We start from the raw sequence: 19,353 nt of genomic DNA, 5'->3' as shown, positions 1-19,353 counted from the left end.
GGATACGTAGGTGCTTCTGTTGCCAGGTAACCAGTTAGTAAACAATAAACAAAGAACCCGGCTGCATCAGATGCGGCCGGGTTCTTTGTTGTCCTGCTGAGTCCTGCGAAGCATCTCTACTGGTTTGTTGTATACCAGTGCCGGCGAAGGCGGTAGAGATGCTTCGGCTGCGCTCAGCAAGCAGGACATTCTGGGTACTTGGCTTGGCAGGTATGTGCGGGCCAACTATCAAGCAGCCGTTTTCTTTGCTTTAATATAGTCGTTTACTACTTGGTCAAGGATTTCCAGGGGCATACCGCCGTTCTTCAGCACCGCGTCGTGGAAGTCTCGCAGGTCAAACTTGGGGCCGAGCTGCTGCTTGGCTCGCTCGCGCAGTTCCAGGATTTTCAGCATGCCAATTTTATAGGAGCAGGCCTGGCCGGGCATAACAATGTAACGCTCTACTTCGGCTGTCACGTCGGAGAGGGCCATGCCGGTGGTGCGGCGCATGTAGTCGATGGCCTGTTCGCGGGTCCAGCGCTGGTCGTGAATACCGGTATCCACCACGAGGCGGACGGCCCGGAACAGCTCGGCCCGGAGGCGGCCCAGGTTGTCGTACGGGTCTTTCTCAAAGCCCAGTTCCCAGGCCAGGCGCTCGGCGTACAGCGCCCAACCTTCGCCGTAGGCCACAAAGGGCACCACGGTGCGGAACGTGGGTAGGCCCGTCAGCTCCTGCGCAATGCCAATCTGAAAATGGTGGCCCGGAATGCCTTCATGGTAGGCCAGGGTGTGCATGCCAAACCTAGGGGTGGCTTTCACGTCGTAGAGGTTGGCATAGAACACGCCCGGCCGCGAGCCGTCTAGGGCGGCGGCCTCGTAATAGGCCCCCGGCGAGGTTTTCTGCTTGAATTCGGGCACCCGGCGTACTTCCAGCGCGGCCTTGGGCCGGATGCGGAATGCGCCGCTCAACCCCTTGTCTACTTCGCTGAGGATGCGCCGGTAGTCGGTTAAAATCTGGCTGCGGCCACTGTCGGTATCGGGGTAGGAGAACCGAGGTTCCTCCCCGAGGCGCACCAGGGTGGGCCCTACGCTGTCGGCGCCGGTCACCTTTTCCGCTTGCAGAACGGCCCGCATCTCCGCCGTGATGCGGGCGACTTCGCTCAGGCCCAGGGCGTGAATTTGGGCGGCGGTGAGGTTGGTGGTGGTGTTGCTGCGCAGGCAGTGGGCGTAGTAGGCCTTGCCGTTGGGAAATTTCCACACACCCGCGTCGTTGGTGGAGCGGGCGCGTAGGGACGTAAGGTAGTTTATCAGCTCCCGGTAGGCCGGGTACACGCTGGTGGTTATCTGGCGCTTGGTTTCAGCTAGTATCTCCGTTTTTTCATTGGCATTCAGATCTTTCACTTTCTGCAACTTCTCAACCAGCGAGGTGTAGAGGATGCTTTGCTCGGGCTGCTGGGCCACTAGCCCCGTCATTTCGGCCAGCACCTTATCAATCACGAAGGTAGGGGGCACTACACCGCGCTGCTCCCGGAGCTGAAGCCCTTCCAGTACCTGCGCAAACTTCACGCGCACGGCCGCCAGCCGCTCGTTGTAGTAGTCGGCGTCGCGGCGGTTATGCACCTGGTGCACGTTAGCCATAAAGCCGGGAAACTCGTTCTGCACCCCGAACATCTGGTTGACGGGGTAATTATTGTAGCGAAAGGCCGCTGCGGCCACCTCGTTGGCGAGGTACCAGTTCAGCACCTGGTAGTTGAGGCGGTCCTGCCCGCGCATGCCGGTGGTGTCGTAGCTGTGCAGCATCTTCTGCGTTTCGTGCAGCTTGGCTATCTGGCGGGTAGTTTCGGCCTCGGAGGCATCATTGAGCTTGCTGTTGTGGCCCTGGATGCCCAAGCCTTCCACCAGCCGCAGCCGGGAAAGCAGCTCCGGTGAGTCAAAGGCAAATTCGGCAAACACCCGCTCGTAGAACGCCCGAATAAAAAACGGCCTAAACCAGATGGTATTGACTACTAGCACAGCCACGACCAACAGGATGACGGCCAGCGCGCGGAGGATAAATTTCTTCATCGGACAGGAAGAAGCTGAAGTGTAAAGGGTACTGGCTGCTAGATAATCGTAATATTCTATATGTAGTAAATTATATAAATCTGCCTTCTGCTAATTGCCATATGCTGGCTGCATTTTCTCTGAAAGGTGACCATTGGTGAGAGTAGGTAGCTAGTGGGAGTAGAGCAGAGGTGGCGACGGTTAGCGAAAAAAATATAGTTACTCGTATGGCGCCTGGAATGAGCAAATGGTAGCTTTGCCTTACCGGCTGCTATAACCAAGCCCTTATATAGCTATACGACGTGGTATCTGACTTTATTTATTTATGTTAAGAGTACCACAAGCCTGGTTGTTGCGCAGTATCGTGTGTGGGGTATTGGGTAATGGTGCCCTCATGGCACAGGCTCAACAACTACCACTAAGGGCTACAAACCAACCCCAGCCCATCCGGTCAACTATTTTTCAGGGCTTTGCTGACCGGGCCGTAACCTCGGCTGAGGAAGCAGTATACCGCGTCAAGCTCATTGAGGTGCCAGGGCAGATGCGCCTCGACAGCATCTACTTCGTGGCTTCTGGTAGGCTAGCCTCGGTGGCCACTATAACATGGGCTCTGAACGGCGACACACTGCTTGTAGTGGAAGGCTGGCGTGAAAATGGGAAGCGCAATTATGTGCGGCACCAGCGGGGAAAGAAAACACACGGCGAATATCTGAACTACGATACGCAGGGTCGTTTGCGCGAAAAAACCAATTACCTGGACGGTAAAAAATCTGCCTCGGAGTGCTATACCAAAACCGGTGCCCCAGGCCCTTGCAGCAACTATGTATACACCGAGAAGATGCCAGAATATCCAGGCGGCTCTCAAGCCATGCTAGCCTATATTGCCCGCACCATGCGCTACCCTAGCAAGGCCCTGGAACAGCGGCACCAAGGCCGGGTATTTGTGACGTTTGTGGTGGCTGAAACGGGTGAAGTGCGGTGCCTGCAGGTACAACAAGGCGTATCGCCGGAGTTGGATGCGGAGGCGTTGCGTGTGCTGAGGAGCCTGCCTCGGTTTGAGCCTGGGCTTCAGAACGGCGAAACGGTAGCAGTTTACTACACTGTACCTGTCACTTTTGCCCTCAAGTAATATTCTCACCCTCTTAACCCACAATCTATGCGCATTTCTACCCTCCTCATTTCCGCTGGCTTACTGCTGGGCCTTGCTACCACCGCCCAAGCCCAGACGTTTACCGACCCTGGGGCATACAATAACTTTATCGTGAGCGAGCAGCGGGCCATGCTCAAGAAAAACCTGCGCTACATCAGCAAGGCGGCCCACTCCGAAAACGAGAAGAAGATTGACGCCCGCCGTCAGGACCTGATTAAGCAGACCGAGGCGTCGCTGAACAAGATTGCCAAGCTGCCAGCATTCCAGGATGATAAAGGCTTCAAGGAGCAAACCACTGAGGCGTTTTACCAGCTGCTGAAGGTGTACTCGGAGGACTACAAGGCCGTGGATCTGCTGGCGGCCACCCGCACGGCCACCGTGGAAAACATGGAGCAGTATTTCAAGCTCCAGGAAATTGCCGAAGCCAAGCTGCAGGTCATCAACGATTCGGTGGATGCGGCCCAGCTGCGCTTTGCCAAACGCCACGGCATGAAGCTCTCCGAAGACCCTGAGGGCAAGCGCCTGGCCCAGTACATGCGGCAGGTATCGGAGGTGAACAGCTACCAGCACCGGGTGTACCTGGCCCAGTTCCGCATCGAAAAAGCCTCGGCCCGCCTCACCGACGCCCTCAGCGCCCAGGATGCCGCCGCCTTTGAAGCCGCCCGCCTGCAGCTGCTAGAGGATACCAAAGCAGCTACTGCGGCCCTCACAGCCATTGCACCTTTCCGTGGCAAAGACGCCCAGTACCGCGACGCGGCCCGTAACCTGGTGAAGTTCTACGCCGCTTTTGCCGCCAACCAAGCTGCCCAAATGAAGGCCCTGCTCGACCGTAAAGACGCCCTCACCAAGGCCGATGCCGACAAGTTCAACGGCTTCATCAGCTACTACAACACCCAGAACCAGAAGCTGGCGCAGGCTTACAACCAGGCCGGCAACACCATGCAATCCTCCTACATCCCGGTTTTCAACGATTAAGCTAGGCATACTCAGCCAGAAAGCTGCATGTGTATGGCTCCGGCGGAATAGTGCTTACTTTGCATCAGAAATCAGCGCCAGCAGCATACGTGGCGCGAATCTGTGATTCAATGGACGACAGCATCAAATCAAAATATCAGCCCGTTATCGGCCTGGAGGTACACGCTCAGTTGCTGACCCGCAGCAAAATGTACTCCTCCGATGAGAATGAGTACGGTGCCCTACCTAATAATAACCTGAGCGTAATCACGCTGGGCCACCCCGGCACGCTGCCGCGCGTGAACTACTCGGCCGTGGAGTATGCCATGAAGATGGGCCTGGCCACCAACTGCCAGATTCGGCGCGACAACCTGTTTGCGCGCAAAAACTACTTCTATCCTGACCTTCCCAAAGGCTACCAGATTACCCAGGACAAAACGCCCATCTGCACGGGCGGCCATGTGGAGGTGCGCCTCGGCGACGGCTCAACCAAGCAGATTGGCATTACCCGCATCCACATGGAGGAAGACGCGGGCAAGAGCATGCACCTGGCCGGCGAAACCGAAACCCTGGTGGACCTGAACCGGGCCGGTGTACCGCTCATCGAAATTGTGTCGGAGCCGGATATCCGCACGTCGGAGGAAGCCTACGCCTACCTTTCTGAAATCAAAAAGCTGGTGCAATACCTGGGCATCTGCGACGGCAACATGGAGGAAGGCTCTCTGCGCTGCGACGCCAACATTTCGGTGATGCTGCATGGGGCCGAGAAGTTCGGCACCAAGGTGGAGGTGAAAAACATGAACTCCTTCCGTAACGTGCAGCGGGCCATTGAGCACGAAATTGAGCGGCAGATTGCCATTCTGGAGGCCGGGGGCGAAATAGACTCGGAAACCCGGGGGTTTGATGCGGCTACCGGCACCACCAGCGGCCAGCGCAGCAAGGAAACCATGAACGACTACCGGTACTTCCCGGAGCCCGACCTGCCCCCGGTGGTTATTGATGATGAGTGGCTGCACCGCGTGCAGGCCGAGTTGCCGGCGCTGCCCCAGCAGCTCTACGCCCGCTTCACCGGCGAGCTGGGCTTGTCGGATTACGACGCCAACGTGCTCACCGCCGATAAGGACGTGGCCCTGTTCTTCGATGAGCTGACGCGCCTGACCACCAACGCCAAGGCCGCGGCCAACTGGGTAACCGGCCCCGTGAAGGCTTTCCTTAATGAGCGGGCCCTCACCATGGAGCAGTTCCCGCTCACGGCCCAGCACCTGGCCGACATCATTCAGCTCATCGACGACAACAAGGTGGGCCACTCGGTAGCCAGCAAGCAGCTGTTCCCGTACCTGCTCGACAACCCCGGCCAAACTGCCGCCGCGGCCGCCGAAGCCCAGGGCCTGATGCAGCAGTCGGACGCCGGCGCCCTGGAGGCTATGGTGCAGCAGGTACTGGATGCCAACCCCGCCAAGGTAGCCGAGTACCGCGCCGGCAAAAAGAGCCTGACCGGCATGTTCATGGGCGAGCTGATGAAGCTCACCGGCGGCAAGGCTGACCCCAAGCTGGCCAACCAGCTGCTGCGCCAGAAACTGGATGCCTAATGCTGTGACTTCCTAAGTAAAGGACCCTTCAGCTTTGCAGTTGAAGGGTTTTTTTCTGCCATGCACTTATTGGTTAGCGCTATGACCAGGTCTGTTTTTCGATATACAAAGTTACGTCCAGCTGCTTTACTGTTGCTCTTGTCGGCCGCGCCGTGGGCCGGGTGCCAGCGCCCCGCCAGTCGGGCAAATGGCTCTGACCAGTCTGCCGCAGCGGAGGTTTCGGCTTCGAAGCTGCCCCGCGCCCCGGAAATCGACCTGCCCGCAGCCGACGGCTCCCGGTTTCGGCTCAGCAGCCTGCGCGGTAAGTATGTGCTCATCGACTTCTGGGCTTCGTGGTGCGGCCCCTGCCGGGCCGAAAGCCCTAACCTGCGCAAGATTTACGGGCAGTTTCATTCCCGGGGGCTGGAAATGGTGAGCGTATCACTAGACGACAGCCGGGCGCGGTGGCACCAGGCCATTGCCGCTGATGAGCTGACGTGGTACCACGTATCGGACTTGCGGGGCTGGCAGAGCGCCGCCGCCCGGGCCTACGGGGTGCATTCCATCCCGTACTCGGTGCTGCTGGACCCCGAGGGTCGCGTGCTGGCTACTGGCCTCCGCGGCCGGGCGCTGGGCCAGAAAATAGCCGGGTATATTCCGCTCGATTAAGCCTTGGCATCAAGCCCCGAAGTTTTTGTGCCGGGTGTGCAATCGGCCGGAGGTGTCTTATTGGGAAATGTGGAAGCAAACCAGCAGCTTCGCGCTTCCATTCACTCTCTTTTCTATCCCGATATATGTTTCAAAGTATACTGCCCTGGCTACTGAGCGCGGCAATTACCCCGCCTAACTATGCCCTGCAGGGCCAGCTAACGGGCGTGCCCGCCGGTACCACCATCTACCTGACGCATTACCAAGATGGCTGGCACACGCTCGATTCGGCTACGGTGGATGCTGCGGGGCGCTGTGCGTTGCGCGGGCAACTGGCCACCCCGGTGCTGGCCGCCGTCAAGGTTAAGGGGCAGAAAATCCTGTATCAACTGCCCGTGCACCCCGGTGATGAATTAACCTTTGCCCTGGCCCCTGAGCCCGGCAAGGAATTTATGCGGTTCACGGCCCAGGGCTCGGTGGGAGTGGAGCAATGGCAGCAGTTTCAGCGCACCATCATGCTGCAGCTGGTTGGATCAACCCAGTTTCCGGCCAAACACCGGGGCCTGCGGGAGCTGCGGGCCCTGGTGCGCCGTACTCCCGACGATTTTCTGGCGGCCTACCTCACCAAAAGCTACCTCAGCCGCCAGGCCAGCCAACAGGCATTCGTGGACTCTATGACCACCGTGCTGGCGCAGCGTCAGCCTTCTCTGGCCGAAACGCAGGCCCTTACGGCTCGCACCCGTACGGCCGCGCTGACGGAAAAAGGCAACGAATCAGCTCCGGATTTTACCCTGCCAACCGTGGCGGGCCCGGCCTTTACCCTTAGCAGCCTGCGGGGCAAATACGTGCTGGTTGATTTCTGGGCTAGCTGGTGCGGCCCCTGCCGCGCCGAGAACCCGCGGCTGCGCAGCCTCTATCAGCAATACCAGAGCCGGGGGCTGGAAATTGTGAGCGTATCGGTGGATGCTAACGGGGACAAATGGCGCAAGGCCGTAACGCAGGACCAGTTGCCCTGGACGCAGGTATCGGACCTGAAAGGGTGGGATTCGCCGGCTGCCCAGCTGTACGGGGTGCTGGCCGTGCCCTACACCGTGCTCATTGGCCCCGATGGCCGGGTGCTGGCGCGCAACCTGCGGGGCGAGTCCCTGGAAAAACGGCTGGCGAAGCTACTGCCCTAGGCAAGCCGACCAAGTAAGGCAGCCGGGGCATAATTCCGGGCAAAAGTGGCAACTTGCGGCCCATTTCTCCGTCACTAGCTGAACTACTCCCGGCCCCGACCGGTTTTGCCTCCTGAATGATGCATAAAATGAAGAGCCTGCTCTATATGGGTGCCCTGCTGGGCATGGCCAATGCCTGCAATAAGAACACCACGCCCACCACGGGCAGCACGGATGGCGCAGCCAGCTACCAGCTGAGCGGCCAGCTTCAGAACGCTCCGGCGGGTACCAAGGTGTATCTGGCGGAGTTGGGCGAAACCCAGTTTGTATCCCGCGACACGGCCACCGTGGACGATAAGGGCCAGTTCAAGTTCACGGGTTCTGTGCCCGAAACCGGCCTGTATCAGGTAAAAACTTCCGACCAAAGCCAGGCGCTGGTGGTGCTGGGCAACGGCAGCCGCGTGGAGCTGACCGGCGACGCGCAGCAGCTCGCCAATACCTACACGGTAAAAGGCTCCCCCGATTCGGAATTGCTCAAAAACATCAACCAGACGCTGCAGGCCAGCCAGCAGCAAATGCAGCGGGCCATGCCGCTACTGGAGCAGCGCTACACCCGCGCTGCTCAGTCTGGCCGACAGGATTCTATGCAGGCCATTCAGCGCCAGGCCGAGGCGCTGCAGGGTCTCGGGCAGCGGCAGGTGGCCCGGTTGGTTCGCCAGCAGCCCAACTCGGTAGTATCGGCGTTTGTGCTGAGCAGCGTGCTGAACCCTGATGATAACTTCACCCTGGCCGATTCGGTGGCTAACCAACTGAAGGCCAGTCAGCCGAACTCCCGCTACACCAAAGCCCTGGTGGCCCGCCTGGAGCCCCTGCGCGCTACGGCCCTGGGCACCACCGCCCCCGAAATCAGCCTGGCTGCCCCCGATGGCAAGGCCCTGCCGCTGACCAGCCTGCGGGGCAAATACGTGCTCATTGACTTCTGGGCTTCGTGGTGCGGCCCCTGCCGCCGCGAAAACCCCAACGTGGTGAAAGCCTACAACAAGTACAAAGGCAAGGGCTTCGAAATCTACGGCGTGAGTTTCGACCAGGACCGGGGCAAGTGGTTGAAAGCCATTGAAGCCGACGGCCTCACCTGGAAGCACGTATCGGATTTGAAAGGGTGGGAGTCGGCCGCTGGTCAGGCCTACGGTATCAAGTCTATTCCTGCCTCCATTCTGCTCGACCCCCAGGGCCGCATCATCGGCAAAAACCTACGCGGCGAGGCCCTAGAAGCCAAGCTGGCCTCGGTGCTGAAGTAGCAGTTTGAGTTACCAGTTGCAAGTTGTCTGTTACCAGACCTAATTAAAAAAGCCCGCAAATAGCGGGCTTTTTTTGTAGCAATTCACTTTCCAGTCAGTGCGCAATTGGCAAACTGGCAACTAGCTCAGGAACATCCGCTGTACGGCTTGCCAAAGCTGCTTTTTGCGGCCGGCATCGTACTCCAGCATATCTATTTCGCTGGCTCCGAGGAAAGCGGTGTCGCCGTAGAGCAGTACCGGCTCGTAGGGCTGAGTGGTGTATACGGCCACATCAAGCAGATTCTTGCCGAAGGCCAGAATTTGGCGGGCGGCAATTTCGCGGCGCAGGCTGCACAGGGCCACCGGGTATTTATCGTGCTCCACGTTCACCAGCACCACATCCTCCATCACCAGGCGCAGGGCCTTGAGTAGGTTGTTAAGGAACACGTTGCGGGGCAGCTTGCGGAATTGTTCCGGGGGCAAGCGTACCAGCAGCACCAGCCCGTGCGGATTGCTGCCCAGCGTACCAAACGGTATGTGTGCTACCGGCGACTCGGTAGGCGTGGGCTGCACCCGCCCGGCCGGAGCCGCAGCAGCGGCCGGTAGCTGAGCGAGTGGCAGCGTGCCCAGCGGCTGCGCGGCTACCGGTGCTGCGGCCGGGGCCACCGGCGGGGCCGGAGCCTGTGCGGCCGGAGTTGGTACTACCGGGGCTACGGGCGCGGACAATGGCGCGGGTGGCTGAACCGGAGCGGCTGCCGCTACCGGCGGTGCGGGTGGCGCAACGGGCACCACTTTGGGCGGGGAAGGCGGTGCCGCTACCGGGGCCACCGGAGCTGTGGCAACTACTGCTGGCACCGTGGCGGCAGCCGGCGCCGGAGCCGGTTCTGTGGCCCGTGGAGCATTCACCTCCGGCACCACGTACAGAGCCGCTCCGGTGTAGAAGCTCTGGAAGAAAGAAAGAGTGGCAGCAGTGTCCATAACAGAACCTTAGGTGAATACGGGTTGCGGAAGTTTCCGTCAGCGGGGAGATTATTCCAGTCCTTCGAACAGGGCTTTCAACTCGGTAGCTTCGTGGGGGGCCATGCGGCCGCCCAGCACCAGGCGCAGCTGCCGCCGCCGTAGGGCCCCGTCGTAGAGGGCAATTTCCTCGGGGGTGGTGGGCACGGCATCCGGCACATCAATCGGGCGGCCCGACTGGTCCACGGCTACAAAGGTCAGAAAGGCTTCGTTGCTCTTGATTTTGGTGCCGCTCGGAATATCCTCGGCCCACACGTTGATGTGTACCTCCATGCTGGAGCTGAACGAGCGGGTAACCTGCGACTCCAGCGTGACCACGCTGCCCAGCTTGATGCCTTCCCGAAACGACACGTTATCCACGGAAGCCGTTACCACAATGCGGTTGGAGTGGCGCTGGGCCGAAATGGCAGCGCACACGTCCATCAGGTGCATCATGCGGCCCCCCATCAGGTTGTTGAGCGTGTTGGTATCGTTGGGCAGGACCAGTTCGGTCATGCGGACAAAGGAATCCTGTACGGGCTTTTGTTTGCGCAGCATGCGGCAGAGTTGAGAGTACTACTTGATGCGGCAAAGATACCGGCAAAACCCTGATTACGGCGTTTTGAGTCGGCGCTTAAGTTCTGCGTCGATGGCGTCAAGCTCAAAGGATTTCGCCAGCAACCGGCCCTGCGGGTCAAGGAGCATGTAGGTTGGAAATCCCTCCACGTTCAGCGCCTCAATCACGCCCTTGTCGCTTTTAAGCTCCGAGAGTTGAGTCCAGGTAAGCTGGTGCTTGCGGATGGCCTTCAACCACAGGGGCTTGTCGTCCGCCGCTTCCATGCCAATACCTACTACCGCCAGCTGGGTAGCATACTGGGCTTGCAGCTGCTTTAGGTGCGGCATCGATTTGATGCATGGGGCGCACCAGTGCCCCCAGAAATCCAACAGCACGTAGCGGCCCCGGAAGCTGCTCAGGGACACCGCCACGCCGGCCGTATCCGGTATGGTAAATGAGGGTAGCACCTGGCCTACCTGGGGTTGTTTGCGCAGTATAGTCAGGCGGCGCGCCACGTTCTGGCCTTGGGCGCTGGCCTGCACCGCCGGGGTGAGCTTATTGAACAAACTCTGATAGTCGGCTACCGGCCGGTCATTGTTATACTTGGCCTCTTGGTACAGCAAGTCGGCACTGGTGCGGGCCGCCGGATGCGCGGCAATAAAAGCCCGGGTAGCCTGCCCATGCAGCACCCGAAGGGCCGCAACGGAGTCGGGGTGGGCGGCAGCGCGCTGCTCAAGCGGGCGGTTTACTTGCTGCTCATAGCGCGTGGTAAGCGCGTTTTCTGGGGTGCCGGTGATGGATATAGCCGTTGGCGCCGAAAAACTTCCGGTAATGGTTACGGTGCCCGGCTCAAGCCAAACAGAGCTAAACTTGCCAGGCACCAGCTTAAGGTTGAACTGGCCATCATCAGTGGGGCGAGCTGTGTAGGTAAACTGGTTGTTGTGGGCCTGCACGGTGTCGCGTTGCTGCCGGCCCTGGCAATTGTAGAAGAATACCACCTTCCGGTTGCCCAAACCCTCAATATTGCCCTTCACCTGGCACTGGGCCGCTTTTTGCGCGTAAGCGCCGGATATTGAAAGCCCAAGGATAAGGGCCAGGAATGAGTGCTTTTGCATGTACACGAAATAATAGCTGTAGGATAGGGCAAGTTAAGTACTTGTTCAGTTGAAATAACGCCTCCAAGTCCTTTACTAGACTTAGAAATATAACACCTCGCCCACAGGGTTACTCCTGATTTGACCGCTCCAATAGGGCGGTTTACAAACCGCCCCAGCCAGCCTGGCCTAGCAGCGGCACAAAGCGGAACTCCTCCAGTTCCAGCCGCGAAAACTCATCCTCACTCTCGCGCACCACGCGCATCATGCGCTGGGTAGTTTCGTCGCCCACCGGAATAACCAGGGCCCCGCCCACGCGCAGCTGACGCAGCAGGGGCCGGGGCAGGGTGGGCGAGCCGGCCGTTACCAGAATCTTATCGAAGGGCGCGTGCTGGGGCAGACCCAAAGAGCCGTCGCCGCAGAATAGGTGGGGGTGCCGGCCCAAGCTGGTCAGGCGGCGGGCCGTGCGCTCAAACAGCACCTGGTTGTACTCAATGCTGAATACGTGGGGCGTAAGTTCCAGCAGCACGCTGCACTGGTAGCCCGAGCCCGTACCAATCTCCAGCACCCGGTCGGTGGGCTGCACCTGCAGTAGTTCGGTCTGGTACGCTACGGTGTAGGGCTGCGAAATCGTTTGGCCCTCGCCGATGGGAAAGGCCTTGTCCTGGTAGGCGTGGGGCTGGAACGCTGACTCGAAAAACAAGTGGCGCGGCACCGTGCCGATTGCCGCCAGCACCGGCTCGCTGCGGATACCTTTGCGGCGCAATTCCTCCACCAGCGTGCGGCGCATTCCTCGGTGGCGGTAGGTATCAGCAGACATAGGCAGGCGAAGTAGAAAACACCGGAAGTAAGAAATGGAAGCCGAAGCCAAGTGCCGGATTGCGGGGTTTTCCTACCTTTGCGCAGCTTCGAAAACAGCCCATGTAGGCTGTCGAAGCCCTTCCCGAAGCGCAAAATTACGGCGGCGGGGCCATAAAATCACCCCAGGTACCGGCCCGGCCGGGTAGTTCGTGTATTCTTGATTCGTACTCTCCAAAAACTGAAGCTGATAGCCGCCGATTTCGGCGCGGCCCTGTTGGCGTGGGTATGTTTTTTTCTGCTGCGCAAGTATCTGCTGCGCGAAATCAGCGCCGATTATCACTTCGCGGCTGACGCAGCGTTCCTGTCCGGCTCGGCCCTGATGATTGCCGCCTTCTGGACCGGTCTGTACGCCCTGCTGGGCGAGTACAACGACATCTTCCGTAAGTCGCGCCTGGCCGAACTGATCCGGCTAGGCCGGGTGTCGATACTCGGGGCCATTCTGATTTTCTTCGTGCTGCTTCTGGATGACCAGGGGGTGCAGAACTACCATAGCTACTACAAAACCATTTCGGCCTACTTCCTGCTGCATTTCTCACTTACGGCCGTGCTGCGGCTGTGGGCCGTGAGCAGCGTGCAGAAGCTGGTGCGCGGGGGCGTTATCACCTTCAATACCCTGCTGGTTGGCTCCGGGGCACTGGCCCGGGATACGGCCCGGGAGCTGCGGCGCACCGGCCGCCACCTGGGCCTGCAGCTGGTGGGCTTCACCCCCTTGGGCGACGTAGTGGACGACGAGCTGGCCGCCGAGCTGCCGCCGCGGGGTACGTTCCGGCGGCTGCCCGCCCTTATCCGGGCTCTGCACATTGAGCAGGTAATTATTGCCATCGAGCCCAGCGAGCACCGCACCATTGAGGAAATTCTGACGCTGCTGGCCGGTACGCCCGCCCGCGTGAGCATTCTGCCCGACCTCTACCAGATGCTGCTGGGCTCGGTAAAGGTGAGCCACGTATTTGGTACCCCGCTCATCGAAATCAAGCAGGATTTGCTGCCGCTGTGGCAGCGGGTGCTCAAGCGCATCATTGATGTAGTAGCCTCCTGCCTGTTTCTGCTGCTGGCCTGGCCGGTGTATGCTTTCACAGCCATTATGGTCAAGCTGTCGTCAACGGGGCCAGTATTTTATTCGCAGGAGCGCATTGGGCGCGGGGGACACCCGTTCCGCATCTATAAGTTCCGCTCCATGTACACGGACGCCGAGAAAATGGGTCCGGCCCTGAGCTCCGACCACGACCCCCGCATTACGCCCTGGGGCCGCTTCATGCGCAAAGTGCGCCTCGATGAGCTGCCCCAGTTCTGGAACGTCATCAAGGGCGACATGAGCATTGTGGGCCCCCGCCCGGAGCGCCAGTACTTCATCGACCAGATTGTGCAGATTGCTCCGCATTACCGCCACCTGCACCGGGTGCGGCCGGGCCTTACCAGCCTGGGCCAGGTAAAGTATGGCTACGCCGAAACCGTTACCCAGATGGTGGAGCGCCTCAAATTCGATATTCTCTACATCGAAAACATGAGCCTGGCCATGGACTTCCGGGTGCTGCTCTACACGCTCAAAATCATCATTGAAGGGCGCGGAAAATAGGACAGGGGAACAGAGAAAAGCTACCGTTGACTGCTAGCCAGTCGAAAACAAATAGCGGCATGCTCGCTTTTCAAGTGTCTAGTGTTAATTCTTAAGTCAAACGCTGTGTTCACCGGCATCATCGAAACCCTTGGCACCATCACTGACGTGCGCCGTGAGGGCACCAATATTCATTTCACCGTGCAATCGGGCTTTGCCCAAGAGCTGAAGATTGACCAGAGCGTGGCCCACGACGGCGTGTGCCTGACGGTGGTGGCCGTGGACGGCATGGCGGGCACCCACGTGGTGACGGCCATTGACGAAACGCTGCAAAAAACCAACCTGAGCCAGTGGCAGCCCGGCCGCCGCGTGAACCTGGAGCGGTGCCTGGCCGCCAACGGCCGCTTCGACGGCCACATTGTGCAGGGCCACGTGGACCTCACGGCCGAGTGTGAATCAGTGGAGGACCAGAACGGCAGCTGGCTGTTCCGCTTCCGACACGAGTCCGGTCCCGGCCGCGTTACCGTGGAGAAAGGCTCCATCTGCGTGAACGGCACCAGCCTCACCTGCTTCAACAGCACCGACGACGGCTTCTCTGTAGCCATCATCCCGTACACCTACGAGCACACCACCTTCCAGGACCTGCGCCCCGGCCACAAAGTGAACCTGGAGTTCGACATTGTGGGCAAGTACGTGGCCAAGCTCTTGGGAAAGTAAATATCGGCTATTCAGCCCCAGTACAAACCCAGCCAAGAGCTTACCTAAGCAATGAACTCAAGCGCCCTGCCCCGGCTACCAACAGGTGTGGTTAGCTGGGGCAGGGCGCTTGAGCTATAGTAATCACCCTAAAGCGTGTGCAGAATGCCGTTACGTCGATACCTGAAAATAGCACCGTTACCGCAGCAACTCACGTACCTGCGTCGCTGGTGGATGGTGCTGGGTATGATTGTGCTGTTGGGAAAGCTTGTATGGTTTGTCAAATGGTATCCTAAACTTGATGTAACTAATTCTGAGCTTCAGCACTTACCTGGAAGACATTTATATGGTCTATGTAGAAGTATAGCTCCTTATGTGTTACTCCTCGCCATTAGTTACACAGAGAAACGGCTGTTTTGGCTATTGGCAGCTGTATTGATAGATTATAAGTTGAGCAAGTTAGTTCACTTGTTATTTTCTGGTGAATGGTGGATACTGTCTTACGATTATAATCCTGAACTCATGTCGATGTTTAGAAATGCCCATTTGGGAATAGTCGCAGAATTATGCTTCGGAAACAATCCAGTTGCTATTGTATTCCTGTCAAGCGTGTATTTGTACTGTCTGATCGGCTGCGTCCGAATGATTCGAGATTTAACGCCTGCTTCCGATAATATGGTCGCGGGCTGATCAACGAAGGATTGAATAGCTGATTACAGCACTGCTTCACTAACTGAACAGTAAACCGCAGACAGTAAGACACGTACGCAGATATACCACCAACTATCTGCCGCTATGTCCAGCAAACGCGAATTACTAGAGCCGACGCCCGGCGACAAGCGCTACGTGCGCCGCAACAAGCAAGGGCAATTCACCAGTGAAGTGGATGTAAACCGCTCCCTGTCCGGCGACGACCGTACGAACTCCAAAGCCACCAGCAAGCCCGGGCAGGGCGACCGGGGCGACGGCCACACCGGTAACCGCAAGCCCGCTAACTAATTCAGCTTACCAAAAAGCCCCTGCAACCAGCGTTACAGGGGCTTTCTATGATATGGGCTACTTTCACGATATACTGCTACTCAACCATTTCCGGGAAGTACGGCGCGGCTTCTATACCAAATCCGGCCTCACCGCTAATGGTGGCCCGTTGTATTGTTTAGTTGGTGAATCTGAGTATCCTCGCCAGCTGCTGCTGTGGCAGGCGCACCGCGTGTTGTTGCAAGGCGACGTGGTTACGAAAACCGCCTTGCAGCAGGTGCTGGATAAAATAGCAGCTGCCCCGACGAGTAGCCGAAGCTAAAGGCTTCAACCCCGGATAATGGTGCTTCCTTCAGGTTCCGCCGAGCCGAACCACCGCACCGCCAGCCGCTGATACGCCCAAGCGCAGAGCCAGGCCAGGCCGGAGCCTAGCAGAGCACCCGCCAGCACATCGGAGGGGAAGTGAGCGGCGAGGTACATACGGCTGTAGCTGACCAGCGCGGCCCATACAAACAATAGCACTTTGGCCACGCGGTAGCGGCGAGGCAATACCAGGGCCACAAAAACTGCCAACGCAAAAGCATTGGCCGCGTGCGAGGAAATAAACCCGAACTGCCCGCCGCATCCGTGAATCAGGTTGAGCGTGGCCGAGAGGTCGGGGTCGTGGCAGGGGCGGAGCCGGGCGAAATAAGGCTTAAAAAAACGGCTCGAAATCAGGTCGGCCAGGGCCACGCTCAGACCTAGCAGGGGCAGCAACAACCGGGCCCGGCGGCCGTACAGGTAGCTTAACACCACTAGCATGACGAAGTATGCCGGAAACCAGACAAACCGCTCGGTGAAGAAAATCATCCACGCGTCCAGCTTGGGCGTGCGGTGACCGTTGGCTGCCACCAGCAGCCAACGGTCAAGGGTCTGCAACTGCTCTAGCACGCGGCCGTGGGTTGGGCCTCTACCCAATTTACACCTTTCCGCAACCAGTGTTGGGTGTTGGCTTCCGGGGAGCCGGGCTGGGGTTGCAGGTTGTAGTGCCACTCACACTGCGGGGGCAGGCTCATCAGAATGCTCTCGGTGCGGCCCCCGGTTTCCAGACCGAAGCGCGTGCCCCGGTCGAAGGCCAGGTTGAACTCGGCGTAGCGGCCGCGGCGCACCAACTGCCACTGTTTTTGCTGCTCGGTGTAAGGCAGGTCGGCATTCTGGCGCAGCAGGGCGGTGTAAGTGCGGCCATATACCTGGGCTACGTCGCGCACGAAGGCAAATAGGCTCTCGGCGTCAGCTTCCTTATCCACAATAAGCCGGTCGAAGAAAATACCGCCAATACCGCGGGTTTCTTGGCGGTGAGGCAGGTAAAAGTAGTCGTCGGCCCACTGCTTGAAGCGCGGGTAGTAGTCGGCCCGGTGCTGGTCGCAGGCCAGCTTAATTTGCTCGTGAAACCAGCGGGCCTGCTCTTCATCCACGTAAATCGGCGTAAGGTCGAGGCCGCCGCCAAACCAGGCCTGGCCGTTGCCGGCCTCAAAGTAGCGCACGTTCATGTGCGAAATGGGTACCATAGGGCTGCCCGGGTGCTGTACTACCGACACCCCCGTGGCGAAAAAATGCGGATCGGGCATGAGCAGCTGCCGGGCCGCCTGCTCGCTCATCACACCTTCCACGGCCGAGAAATTCACCCCGCCTTTCTCAATGATGGTGCCCGCCGTGAGCACCCGGCTGCGGCCCCCGCCGCCGCTGTGGTGCTGCCAGGCGTCTTCCTGGAAGCGGCCAGTGCCATCGGCCGCTTCGAGCTGCTGGCACAGCCAGTCCTGGAACTGGCGCATCCAGTGCTCCACGGTGTCGCGGAAGCGGGCATGAGGAAGCGGTTGGGGAAAAGGAGTGAGGGCGGGAATCTGCATGCCAAAAACGCCGGGGCGGCAAAAAGTAAGGCGGTGGTACAACTTGCAAAGGTAGCTAATATCTGACCGTAGCCGGGCCCGCAGCCGGCTTTTGTCCTGCTGCGTAGGTTGAGAGCGGCAGCCCGGCACGTAAAGTAAAACGGAGCGGAAAACGTCTGACTTACTAACCAACGCTGATTGGCTGTTCATCTTTTGCTATGCTCCACGTATTCGGGAAAAATCCCACCCGCGCTTTACAGCGCCAATTTGCCGCGCTGGCCAATTTTCAGGAAGGTCGTTTTCAAAACCTGGGCGGAGTTCGTTTTAATCTTGGCGAGGCCCCAATGGGCAAGATGCTCCTGGATTTTTTGCGCAAGCCCCGTACCGTGACGCCCTCCCGACTGCTGCCCACGGTGCGCACCAATTTGCACCAGCCAGCCACCAGCTTGCCGACCATTATCTGGTTTGGGCATTCATCCTATCTAATTCAAGCCCGCGGCCTGAACATTCTGGTCGACCCGGTTTTCAGCGGAGCCGCCTCGCCGGTGCCGTTTGCCGTGAAAGCCTACCCCGGCGCCGATGCCTACACCGTGGCCGACCTACCACCCATCGACGTGCTGGTACTCACCCACGACCATTACGACCACCTCGACTACGCTACCGTAGCCCAGCTACGTTCCAACGTGGCCCAAGTGGTAACGCCGCTGGGCGTGGGTGGGCATTTGCAGGTCTGGGGCTACCAACCGGAACAGATTACGGAGCTAAACTGGCACGAAACCGCCGAGCCCGCTCCAGGCGTGCGGCTGACGGCCACGCCGGCCCAGCACATGTCGGGACGGAGCCTGGCGCCACAGCGCACGTTGTGGGCGTCCTACGTGCTGCAGCTGGATGCGTATCGGCTGTTTCTGGGTGGCGACAGTGGCTACGGGCCGCATTTCCGGGCCATTGGGCAACAATATGGCCCGTTTGATGTGGCGCTGCTCGAAAACGGGCAGTATAACCTGAGCTGGCAATCTATTCATTGCCTGCCCGAAGAAACGGCCCTGGCGGCCCAAGACCTCGGTGCCCGGCTGCTGCTGCCGGTGCATTGGGCCAAGTTCACGCTGGCCTACCACCCCTGGAATGAGCCAATTCAACTGGTGCTGAAAGCCGCTGATGCCGCCGGCCTACCGGTTACGGTGCCGCGCATCGGCCAGCCCTATACCCTGGGTACCCCGCCACTGCGGGAAGAATGGTGGGGGTTTGATTGATGTAGAACTGTCATTCCGAACGAAGGGAGGAATCTGGGTTGATCCACTTAGGTGTTGAACCCAAATTCCTCCCTTCGTTCGGAATGATAGTGGAACACGCTAACAGAACTGCTACAGCACTTTCCGCAGCACCAGCAATACCAGTGGCTCAGGCTGGCGTGGGATACCAAAGCGGGTATCTGTGGGAAAATCAACGGTTTCGCCGGTGCGGCGAAAACCCAGTCGCTCGTACCAGGCCAGTAGCTCGTGGCGCACTGAAATAACGGTAATGCGGATACCGGTGCAGCCCAGCTGCCGGGCGTACTCCTCGGCGGCGGTTACCAGCTGGCGGCCCAGGCCCTGCGCTTGTTTGGTGGGCTCTACCGACAGCATACCCAGATACAAACCGGAACCCTGCTGCTGCAGAAACACGCTGCCTACCAGCTCCGGGGCGGCGGTGCGGGCCAGCAAAAAGGTTGCGCCGGGTGTGTGCAACTGCGCCAGCAAATCGGCCTCGTCGGTGCGCTGGCCAGCCAGCAGATATGATTCGGTGGTCCAGCCCTGCTCGGCGGCTTCGCCCCGGTAGGCGCGGTTTACAAGGCGGTTGAGGGCCGGAATATCGGCGCTGGTGGCGGGAGAGAAGGTCAGGTTGGTGAGCATGGGGCAAATGTACTGGTCGGAAAAGCAGGTTACATGCCTGAACTACCCACTGCCGTAGCCGGTTTCCCTCATCATTGCCTTTGTGTACCT

The 19,353-nt window shown here is 59.3% G+C and carries 19 protein-coding genes; 11 read left to right on the top strand and 8 right to left on the bottom strand.

From position 1 onward, the window contains the following. Positions 1 to 228: 228 nt before the first annotated feature. Positions 229 to 2,043 carry a DUF885 domain-containing protein gene (locus tag LF252_RS07080; RefSeq protein ID WP_226268876.1) on the bottom strand — a complete coding sequence of 605 codons (1,815 nt, stop codon included), beginning with the start codon at positions 2,041 to 2,043 and terminating at the stop codon, positions 229 to 231. 373 nt (positions 2,044 to 2,416) lie between these two features. Here LF252_RS07080 and LF252_RS07075 point away from each other — a divergent pair, with 373 nt between their 5' ends. The 6 genes from LF252_RS07075 to LF252_RS07050 all read left to right on the top strand — a co-directional run bounded on the left by LF252_RS07075 (position 2,417) and on the right by LF252_RS07050 (position 8,797). After that, positions 2,417 to 3,151, top strand: a complete 735-nt coding sequence (locus tag LF252_RS07075) for an energy transducer TonB (RefSeq protein ID WP_226268875.1) — start codon at positions 2,417 to 2,419, stop codon at positions 3,149 to 3,151. A gap of 27 nt (positions 3,152 to 3,178) precedes the next feature. After that, complete coding sequence (locus tag LF252_RS07070) at positions 3,179 to 4,147, top strand: LIC11966 family surface protein (RefSeq protein WP_226268874.1); 969 nt, start codon at positions 3,179 to 3,181, stop codon at positions 4,145 to 4,147. Positions 4,148 to 4,257: 110 nt separating this feature from the next. Then, positions 4,258 to 5,715 carry an Asp-tRNA(Asn)/Glu-tRNA(Gln) amidotransferase subunit GatB gene (gene gatB, locus LF252_RS07065; RefSeq protein ID WP_226268873.1) on the top strand — a complete coding sequence of 486 codons (1,458 nt, stop codon included), beginning with the start codon at positions 4,258 to 4,260 and terminating at the stop codon, positions 5,713 to 5,715. Between the two features lie 138 nt (positions 5,716 to 5,853). Further along, on the top strand, positions 5,854 to 6,363 hold the full coding sequence (locus LF252_RS07060) for a peroxiredoxin family protein (RefSeq protein ID WP_226268872.1): 510 nt from the start codon (positions 5,854 to 5,856) through the stop codon (positions 6,361 to 6,363). Between the two features lie 125 nt (positions 6,364 to 6,488). Then, entirely contained in the window at positions 6,489 to 7,520 is a 1,032-nt protein-coding gene (locus LF252_RS07055; RefSeq protein ID WP_226268871.1) for an AhpC/TSA family protein, read from the top strand. A 116-nt stretch (positions 7,521 to 7,636) separates the two neighbouring features. Beyond that, a complete protein-coding gene (locus LF252_RS07050; RefSeq protein ID WP_226268870.1) occupies positions 7,637 to 8,797 on the top strand; it encodes a TlpA disulfide reductase family protein in 1,161 nt (386 codons plus the stop codon). A gap of 120 nt (positions 8,798 to 8,917) precedes the next feature. Here LF252_RS07050 and LF252_RS07045 read toward each other — a convergent pair whose 3' ends face one another. From LF252_RS07045 to LF252_RS07030, 4 genes are all read right to left on the bottom strand, one after another. After that, the gene (locus tag LF252_RS07045; protein WP_226268869.1) at positions 8,918 to 9,754 is read right to left on the bottom strand and encodes a hypothetical protein; all 837 of its coding nucleotides are present in this window, start codon (positions 9,752 to 9,754) and stop codon (positions 8,918 to 8,920) included. Positions 9,755 to 9,805: 51 nt separating this feature from the next. Then, complete coding sequence (locus LF252_RS07040) at positions 9,806 to 10,330, bottom strand: acyl-CoA thioesterase (RefSeq protein WP_226268868.1); 525 nt, start codon at positions 10,328 to 10,330, stop codon at positions 9,806 to 9,808. Positions 10,331 to 10,384: 54 nt separating this feature from the next. After that, a complete protein-coding gene (locus LF252_RS07035) occupies positions 10,385 to 11,443 on the bottom strand; it encodes a TlpA disulfide reductase family protein (RefSeq protein WP_226268867.1) in 1,059 nt (352 codons plus the stop codon). 142 nt (positions 11,444 to 11,585) lie between these two features. Then, entirely contained in the window at positions 11,586 to 12,242 is a 657-nt protein-coding gene (locus LF252_RS07030) for a protein-L-isoaspartate(D-aspartate) O-methyltransferase (RefSeq protein WP_226268866.1), read from the bottom strand. Positions 12,243 to 12,440: 198 nt separating this feature from the next. Between LF252_RS07030 and LF252_RS07025 the strand changes: the two genes are divergently transcribed. The 4 genes from LF252_RS07025 (at position 12,441) to LF252_RS07010 (ending at position 15,831) form a co-directional block, all read left to right on the top strand. Next, complete coding sequence (locus LF252_RS07025; RefSeq protein WP_226268865.1) at positions 12,441 to 13,856, top strand: sugar transferase; 1,416 nt, start codon at positions 12,441 to 12,443, stop codon at positions 13,854 to 13,856. A 105-nt stretch (positions 13,857 to 13,961) separates the two neighbouring features. Beyond that, positions 13,962 to 14,552 (top strand): riboflavin synthase, encoded by a 591-nt coding sequence (locus LF252_RS07020; RefSeq protein ID WP_226268864.1) that lies wholly within the window; start codon positions 13,962 to 13,964, stop codon positions 14,550 to 14,552. A 774-nt stretch (positions 14,553 to 15,326) separates the two neighbouring features. Then, positions 15,327 to 15,530, top strand: a complete 204-nt coding sequence (locus LF252_RS07015; RefSeq protein WP_226268863.1) for a hypothetical protein — start codon at positions 15,327 to 15,329, stop codon at positions 15,528 to 15,530. Positions 15,531 to 15,582: 52 nt separating this feature from the next. Further along, positions 15,583 to 15,831: a hypothetical protein gene (locus LF252_RS07010; protein ID WP_226268862.1), complete on the top strand. Its 249-nt coding sequence runs from the start codon at positions 15,583 to 15,585 to the stop codon at positions 15,829 to 15,831. A gap of 5 nt (positions 15,832 to 15,836) precedes the next feature. Here the strand turns inward: LF252_RS07010 and LF252_RS07005 are convergent, their stop codons facing one another. Together LF252_RS07005 and hemF are read right to left on the bottom strand one after the other, a co-directional pair. Next, entirely contained in the window at positions 15,837 to 16,439 is a 603-nt protein-coding gene (locus tag LF252_RS07005) for a phosphatase PAP2 family protein (RefSeq protein ID WP_226268861.1), read from the bottom strand. Further along, complete coding sequence (gene hemF / locus LF252_RS07000) at positions 16,433 to 17,395, bottom strand: oxygen-dependent coproporphyrinogen oxidase (RefSeq protein WP_226268860.1); 963 nt, start codon at positions 17,393 to 17,395, stop codon at positions 16,433 to 16,435. Before hemF ends, LF252_RS07005 begins: the two co-directional genes overlap by 7 nt. Positions 17,396 to 17,592: 197 nt before the next feature. Here hemF and LF252_RS06995 point away from each other — a divergent pair, with 197 nt between their 5' ends. Further along, entirely contained in the window at positions 17,593 to 18,624 is a 1,032-nt protein-coding gene (locus tag LF252_RS06995) for an MBL fold metallo-hydrolase (RefSeq protein ID WP_226268859.1), read from the top strand. Between the two features lie 111 nt (positions 18,625 to 18,735). Here LF252_RS06995 and LF252_RS06990 read toward each other — a convergent pair whose 3' ends face one another. Further along, complete coding sequence (locus LF252_RS06990; RefSeq protein ID WP_226268858.1) at positions 18,736 to 19,263, bottom strand: GNAT family N-acetyltransferase; 528 nt, start codon at positions 19,261 to 19,263, stop codon at positions 18,736 to 18,738. Positions 19,264 to 19,353: the final 90 nt, after the last annotated feature.

Origin of the sequence: Hymenobacter pini, assembly GCF_020421205.1 — a bacterium.
In the GTDB taxonomy this organism is placed as follows: Bacteria; Bacteroidota; Bacteroidia; order Cytophagales; family Hymenobacteraceae; genus Hymenobacter; species Hymenobacter pini.
The sequence above is the reverse complement of the archived record's forward strand: the minus strand, read 5'-3'. Positions and strand labels throughout refer to the sequence as shown.